A 13,784-nucleotide genomic window follows, 5' to 3' on the forward strand; every position below is an offset into this window, starting at 1 on the left:
GACCTACAGGGGTGTTTTACTTTCCGCCGCCTTCGAGCCCGTAGCGCAGGGCCATCGCGTCGTTCATCGACCACAGGATGTCGAGCTTGAACTTGAGGATGTCCAGCGCCTTGAGCTGCGCGGCGCGGGTGTCGAAGTAGGCGAGGGTGATCGCCAGCCCCTGCTCCACGTCGCGGCGGGCCTGGGTGACGCGGTTGCGGAAATACTGCAGCCCTTCCGGTTCGATCCACGGGTAGTGCTCCGGCCAGTTGGCGAGGCGCTGCTTGTGGATGGTGGGGGCGAAGAGTTCGGTGAGGCTGGAGCACACCGATTCCTGCCACGGGCGCTGGCGGCAGAAGTTGAGGTAGGCGTCGCAGGCGAAGCGCACCGCGGGGATCACGTGACGCTGGTCGACGATCTCCTCGCGGGTGAGGCCCACGGCCTGCCCCAGGCGCAGCCAGGCCTCGATGCCGCCGGCGTCGTCGCCGTGGCCGTCGTGGTCGAGGATGCGCTGGATCCACTCCCGCCGCACCTCGCGGTCCGGGCAGTTGGACATCACCGCGGCGTCCTTCTGGGGGATGATGATCTGGTAGTAGTAGCGGTTGGCCACCCAGCCCTGGATCTGCTCGCGGCTGGCCTTGCCGGTGTTGAGCATCACGTTGAAGGGGTGGTGGATGTGGTAGGCCGCGCCCTTGTCGCGCAGCTGGGCTTCAAATTCTTCGGGCGTCCAGGGGTGGGTGGTGTTCACAGTGCGATCTCCATGCCGTCGAAGGCGACCTCGATGCCGGCGGCGGCGAGGATGGCCCGCTCCGTCGAGGCTTCATCGAGGATCGGGTTGGTGTTGTTGATGTGGATGAGCACCCGGCGCACGTGGCGGGGCAGGCGGGCGAGCTGCTCGACCATGCCGCCCGGGCCGCTCTGGGCCAGGTGGCCGATGTCGCGGGCGCGCTTCCTGGAGAGGCCCATGGCGATCATCTCGTCGTCGGTCCAGAACGTGCCGTCCACCATCACGCAGTCGCTGCTGGCCATCACCGCAAAGAGGGTCTCGTCGATCTCGGCCAGCCCCGGGGCGTAGAACACCCGGCGGCCGCTGCCGGGGTCGGCAATCGTCAGCCCCACGTTGTCGCCCGGCACCGGCGCGTTGCGGTGGGGGGAGTAGGGCGGCGCGGCCGAGACCAGCGGGAGGGCCTGCCAGTCGAGCTGCTCCGAACCCTGGGGGTGGAAGCGCCGGCCGTGCTCGGGGATCGGGTTGCGCTGCACGCCGCAGTAGTGTTCGAGCAGGTGCAGGATCGGGTTGCCGCGGGTGAGGTCTTCGTACACCGGGTCGGTGGTCCAGATGGGCCACGGGCTGCCCTTCTCGCGCAGCATGTAGAGGCCGGTGGTGTGGTCGATCTGGGCGTCCACCAGCACCACGGATTCCACGCCGCAGCCGCGCAGCCCTCCGGTGGGCCAGCTGCCGGGGAAGGCCTGGAATTGCTGGAGGATGTCCGGCGAGGCATTGACCAGGGTCCACCGGCGACCGTCCGCGCTCACCGCGATGGACGACTGGGTGCGGCGCTGAAAGCCGGGCTGGCCGGCGCGCACCGCCTGGCAGTTGCGGCAGTTGCAGTTCCACTGGGGAAACCCGCCGCCGGCGGCGGAGCCGAGAACTCGGATGAACATGGCGATGCCCTTGGGGGCGTCTGCGGTCGGGGGGCCGGGCCGCAGACGCGGGGTGGCTTACTTGGCGGCGATGTACATGGTGATTTCGAAACCGAAGCGCAGATCGCAGGCTTGGGGGGTGGTCCAGGTCATGTTTGTCTCCATCGATGTGGTTGCCGGTGTGCCCGGATGGCAGCACCGTGAGACGCATTGTTGCGAAGGGCGGCATACTCGCGCCTCACGAAAATCATGATTTCGCACCCACCCCGATGACCGCCTCCGCCGACTCCTTCTTCCTGCCCGTGGGCGATGGCCACGCCCTGGCCGTGCAGCTGGCCGGCAACCCGGCCGGCGAGCCGGTGCTGGCGCTCCACGGCGGGCCCGGCAGCGGCTGCAGCCCGCGCCTGCTATCGCTCTACGACGCCACGCGCCAGCGCATCGTGGCCTTCGACCAGCGCGGGGCAGGGCGCTCGCAGCCGGCTGGCGAGACCCGGGCCAACACCACCGCCCACCTGATCGCCGACATCGAGCGCCTGCGCCGCCACCTGGGGATCGGGCGCTGGCGGGTGACCGGCGGGTCGTGGGGGGCTGCGCTGGCCCTGGCCTACGCCATCGCCCACCGGCCCGCGGTGACCGGGCTGGTGCTGCGCAGCAGTTTTGTGCCGGGCATGGGCAACGTGCGGGGCTTCTTTCAGGGCTTGGCGACGGTCTGCCCGGCCGCCTGGCAGGCGCTCGCCGCCAGCGTGGCGGAGGGCGAGCGGGGCGATCTGCTCGCGGCGCTGGCGCACCGCCTGAACGGCCACGACGCAGCCGCGGCCGGGGCCGCCGCCCTCGCGTGGGCGCGCTACGAGGCTGCGGTGGCCGAACCGGCGGCGCCCCCGCTGCCCGAGCCGCCGCCGGTGGAGCTGGACCGGCTGGTGGCCAGGTATCGGGTGCAGGCCCACTACCTGCGGGCGGGCTGCTTCCTGGACGAAGCGGCGTTTCTGGCCGACTGCGGCGGGCTCGCCGGCCTGCCGGTCACCTTGATCCACGGCCGCGACGACCGGGTGTGCCCCCCGGCCAACGCCGAGCGCCTCCACGCCGCCATCCCCGGCAGCCGGCTGGTGTGGATCGACGACTGCGGCCACGCCGCCTTTCACCCGGCCATGGCGGCCGCCTGGCGCGCGGCGCTGGCCGGCCCCGCCGACGCCCCATAATGGCGGCCGCGCCGTCGCCCGTCCTGCTCCCCGCCATGCCCCGACACCTGCTCTACCTGATCGTCTTCATCGAAGGCTTCTGCTCCCTCGGGGCGGAGGTCATCGCCCTGCGCCGGCTGGTGCCCCACGTGGGCAGCGCCATCGTGGTGACGGCGCCCACCATCGGTTTCTTTCTGCTGGCGCTGGCCCTGGGCTATGCGTCGGGTGCCAAGGTGAGCGAGCGCTTCACCCAGACGGTGGCGCGCAACTTCCTGATCGCGGCGCTGCTCGCCGGGCTGGGGCTGGCGCGGCTCACGGTGGATGGCCTGTTTGCCCACCTGCAGCCGGCGGGCGTGGCCTACCTGTTCTTCATCGGCGGCGTGCTGTGCCCCCTGGCGTGGCTGCTGGGGCAGACGGTGCCGGTGCTCACCAACCTGATGAAGCACATGCGCGCCGGCGAGGCGAGCGGCTACGCGCTGTACTGGTCCACGCTGGGGAGCTTTCTCGGTTCGGTGAGCCTGTCGCTGGGGGCGATGCAGTGGCTGGGCGTATCGGCGGCGGTGCTGGTGTGCGCGCTGCTGCTGGCGCTGGGCAGCCTGCGCCTGGCGCTGCCCGGCTGGCGGGGCTGGGCCGGTGCGGCGCTGGTGGCGGCCGCCGCGGTGGCGATCAACCTCTTTCCGCCCACCGAGGTGGACGACACCCCCTACGCCGACTACACCGTGACGCCGGTGGCGCTGCCCGGCAGCCACGACGCCCGGGCCTTCTTCGTGAACAACTCGCTGGCCTCGCTCATCGACGCCAGCGAGCCGCCGCGCTACGCCCGCTACATCGTCCACCTGCGCCACATCCTGCTCGACGAGCTGGGCCTGAGCGGCCGGGAGGTGCTGGTGCTGGGCGCGGGGGGCTTCACCCTCTCCCACCGGGAGCCCCTCAACCGCTACACCTACGTGGACATTGACCCGCAGATCCGCCAGATCGCCGAGACGCGCCTGCTCAAGGGGCCGATCCGTGGCGATTTTGTGGTGGACGACGCCCGTCGCTACGTGAAGCACACCGACCGGCGTTTCGACGCGGTGGTGGTGGATGTGTTCAGCAGCCACACGTCGATCCCCGGCCATCTGGTCACCCAGGCGTTCTGGCGCGACGCCCGCCGGGTGCTGGCGCCGGAGGGCGTGCTGTTCGCCAACCTGATCCTCGACGGCCGGCTCGAGACGCCCTACGCCCGCAACCTGCTGGCCACCATCGAGAGCGTGTTCGGGCGCTGCGGGGTGGAGGTGCTGCACCGGGGCAAGCCCCTCTCCAACGTGATCGTGAGTTGCCACGCCAGCAGCCAGCCGGCGCTAACCAAGCCCTACACCGACGAGCGCAACGGGGCCGACGTGGATCTGGCCCGCTCCCGCTGAGGCTTACTTCAGCCCCAGCGCCGCCTTGAAACCCGCCGCGTCGATCACCCCCGAGCGGGCCTGCAGGCCCCCCTTGCCGTCGAAGAGATAGGTGCGCGGCAGCTCGCCCCGCCAGTGGGGGTCGATGGCGTAGGCGAGGGCCTCGGGCACGTCGTCGCCGTAGGCCAGGCGTTCGCTCTTCACGCCGGTCTTGTCGAGTTCGGGGCGGGTGGCGGGGGACGGCTGCTCTGCCGCCACGGTGACGATGCGCAGCTGCGGGTTGGCCTTGGCGAGCACCGCCAGGGTGCGCAGGTTCTGCTTGCAGTAGGCGCAGTCGGATGCCCACAGGGCCACCACTGTCGGGCGGGCGTCGCTGCGGGGCGCGGCGACGGCCCTGGCGGCGTGGCGGTCGAGGAGGGTGAAGCTGCCGGCGTCGCTGGCCGCGCCGGTGGCGGCAGCGGTGGCGAGGAGCAGGGCGGCGAGGGCGGATTTCATCGTGGGGGCGGCTGGGGCCGGTTCAGGGCAGGGGGTAGAGCCGGAAGCCTTCGTCCGCCTGACGCCAGAAGGCGTACAGCCGGCCAGCGCGGGCGAGCAGGCGGGGCTGGTCGGCGGCGCCGGCGGTGGCGGCGAGTTCCAGCGGCACAAAGCTGCGCCCGCCGTCGGTGGAGCGTAGCCCGCGCAGGCGGTTCCGCTCCCCGTCGAACTCCTTCCAGACAATGGCCAGCACGCCGTCCGCGGTGGCGATGTCGGCGTGGGCCGCGCGGGGGCCGCCCACCGGCATCTGGCCTTCGACGCCCGCCGCGCCGATCCGGCCGTAGAACACGCGCCCTTCGCCCTCCCGCACGTTGAACCAGGTGGCGTGGCGGGTGCCGGCCTCATCCACCGCCAGCGCCGGCCCGTGGTGGGGGCAGGCGTCCACCTGCCAGCGGTCGAAGGTGGCGCGGGCCACGGCCTCGGGGGCGCCGTCGGGCTTCAGGCGGGCGATGGCATGGTCGCGCTCGTTGGGGGCAAACACATGGCGCCACAGGGCGATTGGCGTGCCGTCGCGATCTGCGGTGAGGGCGATCCGGCAGCACTCGCAGGCGTGGTCGGCCACCCGGTTCTCGGGGGCAAAGCTGCGCCCACCGTCGGCGGATACCGCCGCGTAGATGGCGGCGCCGCGATAGGGCTGCTTGCGGCCCCGGGCGGCCTCCTGGTCGCGCTTGTCGATCCACACGGCGGTGACGCGCCCGTCGGGCCCGGCCAGGATGTTCTGGAAGCGGTGGGTGATCTCGGCCCGGTCGCGGTGCACGGTGATGGGCTCGTCGAAGGCCGCGCCGCCGGCGGGCAGGCGGGCCAGCCGGATCTCGCCGGTGTAGGGCCGGGGCAGGGGCTTGGTCCAGCTCACCAGCAGGTCGCCTTCGCGGTTGAAGGCGATCCGCGGCTGGCTGTCGCCGTCGGCGGCGATGGGCTCGGGCCGGGCATTCACCTTGAGCGGGCCGCGCCAGCTGGCGCCGTCGTCGCCGCTGCGAAAGAGCTGCAGGTGCTCGCCATCCTTGCTCACGGCGTAGAGCGTGCCGTCGGGGCCAAAGGCCGCGGCGGTGGCGAGTTCCGCCCGTGCCGGCCTGGCGGCGGTGTGCATCGCGGCGTCGTGGGCGGCCGCCAGCGGCGGCAAGAGCCCGGCCGTGGCAATCAGGCCGGCGACGAGCAAAAGGCGGATGGCGGCGTGGGTCAATTCAATCATCTCTTATCGCGGATCAATTCAGGTCTTATTGTTATCTGTTAATTGGCGTTTCAATTGGGCGAATAGTCGCGCAATTGAATGGTAGCCGTCGGGGCCCGCCCCGTCCATCCTGGCAGTTGCCGTGGTTCATCATCAAAATCTTATGAATCAGGGTCTTGTGTTTCTCGTCCGGCAGGGGTGTGGCGATATGTCGCACTGGGGGCGGCGCGCGCTCCGTCGATAATCCGGCCACTTTTTCCGAATTGAAACCTGAATAAGAAGAAATGGGAGCCGACGTGAAGACCCGAATCCGGCCGCTGGCCTTTGCAATTGCACTGATGAATTCGCCGTTCATCCTGGCCGCCGACGGCGAGCCGCGCGAACTCGAAGCCGTGACCATCTCCGCCAGCCGCAGCGAGACCCGGGTGGAGGAGATGCCGCTCCACACCACCGTGATCTCCCGCGCCGAGATCGAGGAATCCCCCGCGCAGACGCTCGACCAGCTGCTGCGCAACGTGCCCGGGATGAACTTCTCCGGCGTGCCGGCCAGCCAGTCCGACCCCACCGGCCACCAGACGAAGATGCGCGGCCTGGGCAACTCGAAGGTGCTGGTGCTGCTCGACGGCGTGCCCATCCACGACCCCTTCTATATGACCACCCAGTGGTTCAAGCTGCCGCTCTCCAACATCGAGCGGGTCGAGATCGTGCGCGGCGGCAACTCCAGCCTGTGGGGCAACATGGCGGTGGCCGGTGTGGTGAACGTGGTAAGCAAGCGGGTGAAGGACAACGCCGGCGAGGCGCTGGTGTCGCTGGGCAGCCGGGGCACCGCCAACATCGCCCTGTCGAAGAACTTCGCGGTGTCCGACGCCCTGAGCTTCCACCTTGCCGCCGACGTCTATCACACCGACGGCTATCAGACGACGCCCTCCGAACACCTGTGGCGCTTCCCCAACAAGGGTGCGGTGGTCACCGAGAACCGCAACCTGCAGCTCACCACCTACTTCAAGCCGGCGGCGGATCTTTCCGGCTTCGTGCGCCTGGGCTACCACGTGCAGGATCAGGACATCGGCTACGAGAACGGCAGCAACGTCCAGCGCAGCCCCGACCTCGCCGCCAACCTCACCAAGGTCTTCGACACCGCCCGCAGCCTCAGCGCCAGCGCCTGGGCCCAGCAGGTGCGCTTCGAGAAATACAACGGCAGCACCTGCTACTACCAGGGCGGCACCAGCTGCCTCAACAGCAACAGCGCCACCCTCACCCCGGCCCGCGTCAACGCCAACGTGGTCGAGTTCTACACCCAGTACGGCCACCAGCGTTACCGGGAGCAGGGCGCCTCGCTCACCTACAGCCAGCGGCTCGCCGGCCGCTGGACCGGCTTCGAGGCCGGCCTCGACTACCGCGGCCTCAAGGCCGAAGACCTCGAGCGCTTTTACACCGCGCCCAGCTCGCCGGCCAACCCCCAGGGCAACTTCAACAGCACCACCTTCGGCGAAGGCCGCCAGACGTTTACCGGGCTCTTCGGCCAGACCCGCATCTTCCCCATCGACCCGCTGGAGATCACCCTCAGCGCCCGCTACGACACCTGGCGCATCGGCGACCGGGCCAACACCCGCACCACCGCCGCCGGTGCGACGACCGGCGGCGAGCTGCCGTCCTCCGACAAGACCGCCTTCAACCCCAGCCTCGCCCTGCGCTACGAGCTGACCGACGCCGCCTCGCTGCGCGCCGCCGCCTACAAGGCCTTCCGCGCGCCCGGCTTCAACAACCTCACCCGCACCTTCGGCACCGGCACCGGCACCACCATCGCCAACCCCGATCTGGCACCCGAAACCCTCACCGGCTGGGAGGCGGGCAGCGACTACCGCAAGGGCCCGCTGGCCCTCTCCGCCACCTACTTCATGTACGACATCAAGGACATGATCGCCACCTACACCGCCAAGGCCGGCAGCGCGCCGGCCCAGGTGCAGCTCATCTGCGGCGGCGCGGCGCTGCCCGGCTGCGGCGGATCGGCGCGCTACTACACCAACGATCAGGACGGCCGCTCCCACGGCATCGAGCTGACCGGCGCCTGGCGCGTGGCCCCCAACCTGAGCCTCGACGCCTGGTACACCCACACCGAGACCTTCCTCACCCGCCACGGCGCCATCGTCACCGACCCGCTGCGCGTGCAGCTGGTGGGCGTGCCCAAGGATCTCGCCAGCCTGGGCGCCAACTGGAAGCCCCTCGACCGCCTGCGCACCTTCGCCGAAATCCGCTACATCGGCGCCATGCTGCTGGACACCACCAGCAACGGCAGCACCATGCGCTTCGGGCAGGGCTCGAACACCATCGTCAATGCCAGCGCCACCTACGCGCTGGAGAAATCGGTGGATCTGTTCGGCAGCGTGGTCAATCTCTTCGACCGCGGCTACTCCGAGAACAGCTACGCCTACAACCAGCCCTACAACCGCAGCCTGTCCCAGCCGCGGGCCTTCACCGCCGGCCTGCGGGTGCGCTTCTGAAGCGGGCGTGGCGCCAATTGATTCGGGTCAATGAGCCCCGGCCCCCCCAGCACATACCATCGCCTCACCCCATGAATTCATATTGAGAGAAGCCATGTCGCCCAAGAAACTCCTCCCGCTCATCCTCGTCGGCCTGCTCGCCGCCTGCGGCAAATCCGAAGCCCCCAAGACCGAAGCCCCGGCCGCGGCCCCCGCCGCAGCCGCACCGGCACCCGCACCTGCCCCGGTGGCCGCCGTCGCTGCCGACGGTGGTCAGGGCGAAGCCCTCTTCAAGAAGACCTGCGCCATGTGCCACCAGACCGGCGTGGCCGGCGCTCCCAAGCTGGGCGACAAGGCCGACTGGGGCCCGCGCATCGCCCAAGGCAAGGACACCCTCTACAAGCACGCCACCGAAGGTTTCAACGGCAGCAAGGGCGCCATGCCCCCGAAGGGCGGCAACCCGGCCCTGAACGACGACGAGATCAAGCAGATCGTCGACTTCATGGTCGCCAAGTCCGAGTAAACCCAAGCTTTTCACCTCAAGCGCGTTCCTCCCAACGCGCCACGGCCCGGTCAGCAATGACCGGGTTTTTTTTCGTCCAGCGCCCGGGGAAGGCAGCCCGGTCGAGGGCGCCGTGCAAGGGCAACGCCCGTCCCCGGTCGGCACATCGGGCTGGGGCTGGTGACCGATCGGGCACCTGAAGCCCCTCCGGGAGCATCCATCGCACCCCTCGCAAGTTTGTGAACGAATGTTATATACAGGTGTATTGAGGGGGGTCGTTTGGCATGGCTTGTGACGGATGTCGCATTTGTCTTTTTGTTTTGCTTTACATCCATTCATGCGTACCGGTTAGCCCCTTGACATGGAAGGGGCGGGCGCTAACATCCGCAGCTGTCTTTGCTACAAAAGTTTGTATAAAAAGGTTTTTTTGCTCCCCTGCGATGCCATTGGGGGAGTCCGGATCGCGGAGAAGAGGGGGGGGTTCCGGTGGTCACGCCGGGATTGGCTTGAGCGCCCGTCGCATATCCGCAACGACAACCCTGCCGGTCAGTACAGGCGTCTGCACCGGCGTAACGGATCAGAAGGATTGCCATGCCTAACCTTGCCAAGATTGCCAGCTGGACAAAGGCCGAATATCAATCGCTCAGTGCCTCCGGCGTCATCTCGCTGTCGCCCGCGCAGATCGGCCAGATGGCCCACCCCGAGTGGCTGCTCCCCTCGGCGATGCCGCCCTCAGCCCGACGCAGGTGCCCTCGATCATCGGCGGAGCGTGGTATCTCTTCGATGCCACCTGGCTCAACGCACTGTCGCCCCGGGCCTTTGCGGCCATTCCCGCCAGCCGCATCCCCAACATCTCCTTCACCGCGCTGTCGGGGCTGAACGCCGCCCATGTGGGCGCCCTCACCGTCACCCAGCTGGCTCAGGTGTCCGATTCGCGCTGGGGCCGCGTGTCGGGCGCGTGGATCAACGGGATTTCCCTCGCTGCGCTGCCCAAGCTCTCCACCCTCGCCGTCGGCAACTGGACATCCAGCGCCACGGCCGCGCTGGACGTCGCCCACGTCAAGGCCATGACCCCGGCCCAGATCGGCGCGCTCAACACCCCCGAGAACCTCAGCCCCGCCGCCATCGGCGCGCTCACGGCGGCCCAGGTGACCGCGATCGGCGACTACAACTTCTATTACCTGAAGCCCGAATGGTTCAACGCGCTCAGCGTCGGCACCTTCGGCGCCCTGTCGGCCGACCGCATCCACCGGATGGGCGACGACAAGCTGTGGGCGCTCGATGCCGCCCACATCGGCGCCCTCAGCGCCGCCCAGCTGGCCCAGCAGTCCGACTACTTCTGGTACTACACCGATTCGGAGTGGCTCAACCGTCTGGCCCCCGCCACCTTTGGCCAGCTGCCCGCCGGCATCTTCAAGTCGCTGGGCAGCTGGACGGTCGGAAACCTGGACGCAGCCCATCTGGCCGCGCTCACCGCCGCACAGTTCGCCGCGCTGGATCATCCCGAGGGCGTGCTCGAAGCGCTGTCGCCGGCCCAGATCGGTGTGCTGAACACCGGCATCCTCGCGGCGCTCACGCAGGATCAGGTCAAGGCGCTGACGGCCACCCAGATCGGCGGCCTTACCGGCGCGCAGATCGCCGCCATGAGTTCGACCCAGATCGGCTGGTTGAGCAGCCCGCAAGTGGCCGGGCTCGGCGCCCAGGCCGTCGCCGGTCTGCGCGCCAGCCAGCTGGCGGCGCTGGGCACCAACCTGCACGGCCTGAGCCCCGCGGCCTTCGCCGCGCTGCCGGCCGACCGCATCGCCAGCCTCGCCAATCTGCAGCTCAGCACCCTGACGGCGGCGCAGTTTGCCGCACTTAGCGCCCAGCAACTCGGCGCGTTGAGCGCCGCGCAGGTGAAGATCCTCACCCCCGGCCAGCTCGACGGCCTGCGCGGGCACGTGCAGTGGCTCAGCCCGGCTGCCGTCACCGGGCTGAACAGCACCCTGCTGACCGAACTGGCTGCCGACTTCAGCGCCGCCCAGCTGGCTGCCCTGTCGCCTGCGCAGCAGGGCGTCGTGCAGAAGGCCAGGGACGAAACCGCCGCGCTGCTCAACCGCCTGAGCGACAGCGGCATCCGCCTGCAGGTGAATGCCGCGCTGCAGAGCGGCGAGTCGCTGTTCAGCTACAACGGCCTGCTCAAGGTGCTGCAGGATGTGAACACGTCCATGGGCAGCGCCACGCTCACGAGCGCCCAGTTCAACGACCTGAAGGCCCTCACGGCTTCGGTGGGCAAGGTGCTGGGCACCGACTCCTACCTCTACGGCATCACCAACGCCACGATCAACGGCCACGCCGGCAACGCCACCTGGACCGGCGGCTCCGCCATCCACAACGCGCTGGGCAACCTCGACGTCGGCCGCTCCGCCTACACCTTCGATAAGCTCATCGACAAGTGGTTCTTGGGCCAGGATCTGCCCACCTGGAGAAACAACACCGCCTATGCCCGCGCCGATCTGCCGCTGTATTCCATGTACGGGCCGGACGCCGCTGAAGTGAGCCAGCACAAGATCGGCAACTGCTACATGCTGGCTGCCCTGGTGAATGTGGCGTACGACGACCCGGGGCTGATCGAGTCGATGATTACCGACAACGGCAACGGCACCTACGGCGTGCGCATGTACGGCCTGGAAGACCAGCCGATGTACCTCACCGTGAACGACGAGCTGCCCGGCGGCGGCACCAAGGGCACGGGAACCTCCACCCGCAACGCCAACTGGGTGGCGATGATCGAGAAGGCTTACGTCGGCTACGACGCCATCGTCCGGGGCGTCGATAACGCCTACGTCTCCATCGACGGCGGCAACGCCGAAGGCATGCAGGCCTTCACCGGCCGTCACATGGACTACTACGAGGTCACCGACAAGGATCAGGACCCCGCCGCCGCCAAGAAGGCCATGATCGACGCCCTGACCACCGACGACGAAGAGGTGATGTACGCCAGCTTCACTGCGCTCAACGACAGCGCCGGCAAGGAGATGCTGGTCAACAAGCACATGTTCTCGGTGCTGGAATACCACGCCGGCGCCGACACCTTCACGGTGCGCAACCCCTGGGGCGCGGCTGGCGGAGACGACTGGATCGGCACTTTCGACCTGAGCTTCTCGCAGCTCTGGACTGGCGAGAGCTACGTGCTGATTACCGACGAAGACGCCCCCGCCGGCGCCGTGGATTGGGACCGCTACCCCATGAGCGGCCCCGCCGACCAGCTCGTCCAGGCCATGGCCGGGCTGGACAGCGGCAGCGCGTCCGCCGCGCTGGTGGCCGCGTCGTTCGCGACGGACCCGCGCAACCTCTCGCTGGCCGTTCCCGGCTGATTTCCCCGCAATCGACACCCCCGCCCAGGCCGTGCGCCCGGGCGGCGGTTCGTCACGCCCCGCAGACGCCACCGGGGCCGTGCCGCGCGCCCTTTCCTTGCCACGACGTGGCGCGGGCGCGCGGCCGGCTGGCGCCGCAATGCGGGGTGCCGCACACCGATTTGGGTACTTCTAGGAAAGCAAAATGAAATTCTTGGAGAAAGAGATCATGGTCTTGAAGCGCAAAGGCGCCGCCTCGGCAGCGCACCGTTGGATGAAGATGCTCCGCCACGGCAGCGTCGCCCTGCTGCTGGGCAGCGCGGCGGGGGCCGCCAGCGCCACGGCTTACACCGTCACCCAGCTCCCCTCCCTCGGCGGCACCTATACGGCCGCCTGGGGCATCGACAACGCCGGTCGGGTGGTGGGCGAAGCCGCGCTGCCGGGCGATGTCGAATCCCGTGCCGTGATCTGGAACGGCGGCGTCCCCACCAATCTGGGCACCGTCGGCGGTAGCTACAGCTGGGGCTTCGCAGTGAACGGCGTGGGGCAGGTGGTCGGCGGATCGGCCACCGCGGGCGACCTGACCGAGAGCGCGGTGCGCTGGAGCGGTGGCGTGGCCACCGAGCTGCCCACGCTCGGGGGCAGCTACGCCTGGGCCATGCGCATCAACGACGCCGGACTGATCGCCGGCACCTCGTCGATTGCCGGCGATGCGGCCGAGCGGGCCACCGCCTGGTCGGCCGCGGGCGTGGCCACCGATCTGGGCACCCTGGGCGGCTCCAACAGCTGGGCCAACGCCATCAACAATCTGGGCCAGATCGCCGGTTCGGCGCTCACCGCCGGCGACGCGGCCGAGCACGCTGCGCTGTGGAGCGGCGGCAGCGCGACCGATCTGGGCACCCTGGGCGGCTCCTACAGCTGGGTCAATGCCCTCAACGACGCGGGCGACGCCGTCGGCAGCTCCGCCGTCGCGGGCGATTCCGAGCGCCATGCCACCTTGTGGCGCAGTGGCACGATCGTCGATCTGGGCACCCTGGGCGGCTCCTACAGCACCGCGTTCTGGATCAACAAGCACGGGCAGGTGACCGGCGCCTCCTACACCGTGGCCGACGTGGAGGAGCACGCCACCCTGTGGAGCGGCGGCGCAGCCATCGACCTGAACGACTACCTCGACCCGGCGCTGTCCATCGCCGGCTGGTATCTGGCCCAGGCGCTGGCCGTCAACGACGACGGCTGGATCGTTGCCAACGGCTACGACGGATCGGGCAACGACGTGTCCTTCCTGCTGGTGCCGGACGCCCCGACCGGCGTGCCCGAGCCGGGTGTCCTCGCCCTGACCTCGGTGGCGCTGGCGGCGCTGATCGGCCGCCGCCGTCCGACGCGCGCCTGAGCCGGCGGTGGGGCAGGCCAGCCCCACCGCGCCCCCTCGCCTTGCCCCGAAATCCGCGATGCCCCTGTCCGCCTCCACCCCACGCGCCCGGACGGCCGCCATCGTCCATCCACCCCGCCGGCCCTCCGCCAGGGCGGGCTGACGCCCACCGTGCCAACCCCGACCGTGAATCCCTCCGCACCCACCACGCCCGACGCC

Annotated in this window: 11 protein-coding genes; 6 read left to right on the forward strand and 5 right to left on the reverse strand. The window is 69.5% G+C overall.

Annotated elements, in window-relative coordinates:
* Positions 1–16: 16 nt before the first annotated feature.
* Genes pqqC through pqqA form a run of 3 tightly spaced genes read right to left on the reverse strand, consistent with a single transcriptional unit; the run spans position 17 to position 1,773 of the window.
* A complete protein-coding gene (gene pqqC, locus ACE3N6_RS14720) occupies positions 17–727 on the reverse strand; it encodes a pyrroloquinoline-quinone synthase PqqC (protein WP_374246531.1) in 711 nt (236 codons plus the stop codon).
* Positions 724–1,641, reverse strand: a complete 918-nt coding sequence (gene pqqB / locus ACE3N6_RS14725; RefSeq protein WP_374246532.1) for a pyrroloquinoline quinone biosynthesis protein PqqB — start codon at positions 1,639–1,641, stop codon at positions 724–726. The genes pqqC and pqqB overlap by 4 nt, the downstream gene beginning before the upstream one ends.
* Before the next feature lie 57 nt (positions 1,642–1,698).
* Complete coding sequence (pqqA, locus tag ACE3N6_RS14730; protein WP_139379539.1) at positions 1,699–1,773, reverse strand: pyrroloquinoline quinone precursor peptide PqqA; 75 nt, start codon at positions 1,771–1,773, stop codon at positions 1,699–1,701.
* A 116-nt stretch (positions 1,774–1,889) separates the two neighbouring features.
* Here pqqA and ACE3N6_RS14735 point away from each other — a divergent pair, with 116 nt between their 5' ends.
* Positions 1,890–2,816, forward strand: a complete 927-nt coding sequence (locus ACE3N6_RS14735; RefSeq protein WP_374246534.1) for an alpha/beta fold hydrolase — start codon at positions 1,890–1,892, stop codon at positions 2,814–2,816.
* A 35-nt stretch (positions 2,817–2,851) separates the two neighbouring features.
* On the forward strand, positions 2,852–4,198 hold the full coding sequence (locus tag ACE3N6_RS14740) for a fused MFS/spermidine synthase (RefSeq protein ID WP_374246535.1): 1,347 nt from the start codon (positions 2,852–2,854) through the stop codon (positions 4,196–4,198).
* 3 nt (positions 4,199–4,201) lie between these two features.
* Here ACE3N6_RS14740 and ACE3N6_RS14745 read toward each other — a convergent pair whose 3' ends face one another.
* Both ACE3N6_RS14745 and ACE3N6_RS14750 read right to left on the reverse strand, forming a co-directional pair.
* The gene (locus tag ACE3N6_RS14745) at positions 4,202–4,672 is read right to left on the reverse strand and encodes a TlpA family protein disulfide reductase (RefSeq protein ID WP_374246536.1); all 471 of its coding nucleotides are present in this window, start codon (positions 4,670–4,672) and stop codon (positions 4,202–4,204) included.
* A 22-nt stretch (positions 4,673–4,694) separates the two neighbouring features.
* Entirely contained in the window at positions 4,695–5,900 is a 1,206-nt protein-coding gene (locus ACE3N6_RS14750; protein ID WP_374246537.1) for an exo-alpha-sialidase, read from the reverse strand.
* A 317-nt stretch (positions 5,901–6,217) separates the two neighbouring features.
* On the opposite strand from ACE3N6_RS14750, the gene ACE3N6_RS14755 reads away from it, so the two are divergent.
* From ACE3N6_RS14755 to ACE3N6_RS14770, 4 genes are all read left to right on the forward strand, one after another.
* Complete coding sequence (locus ACE3N6_RS14755; RefSeq protein WP_374246538.1) at positions 6,218–8,380, forward strand: TonB-dependent receptor; 2,163 nt, start codon at positions 6,218–6,220, stop codon at positions 8,378–8,380.
* A 94-nt stretch (positions 8,381–8,474) separates the two neighbouring features.
* Positions 8,475–8,882, forward strand: coding sequence for a cytochrome c5 family protein (locus ACE3N6_RS14760; protein ID WP_374246539.1), 408 nt, complete (start codon positions 8,475–8,477; stop codon positions 8,880–8,882).
* A 683-nt stretch (positions 8,883–9,565) separates the two neighbouring features.
* A complete protein-coding gene (locus tag ACE3N6_RS14765) occupies positions 9,566–12,217 on the forward strand; it encodes a C2 family cysteine protease (RefSeq protein ID WP_374246541.1) in 2,652 nt (883 codons plus the stop codon).
* A 253-nt stretch (positions 12,218–12,470) separates the two neighbouring features.
* On the forward strand, positions 12,471–13,586 hold the full coding sequence (locus ACE3N6_RS14770; protein WP_374246542.1) for a PEP-CTERM sorting domain-containing protein: 1,116 nt from the start codon (positions 12,471–12,473) through the stop codon (positions 13,584–13,586).
* Positions 13,587–13,784 lie beyond the last annotated feature (198 nt).

This window comes from Zoogloea sp. (assembly GCF_041904905.1).
Taxonomy (GTDB): domain Bacteria; phylum Pseudomonadota; class Gammaproteobacteria; order Burkholderiales; family Rhodocyclaceae; genus Zoogloea.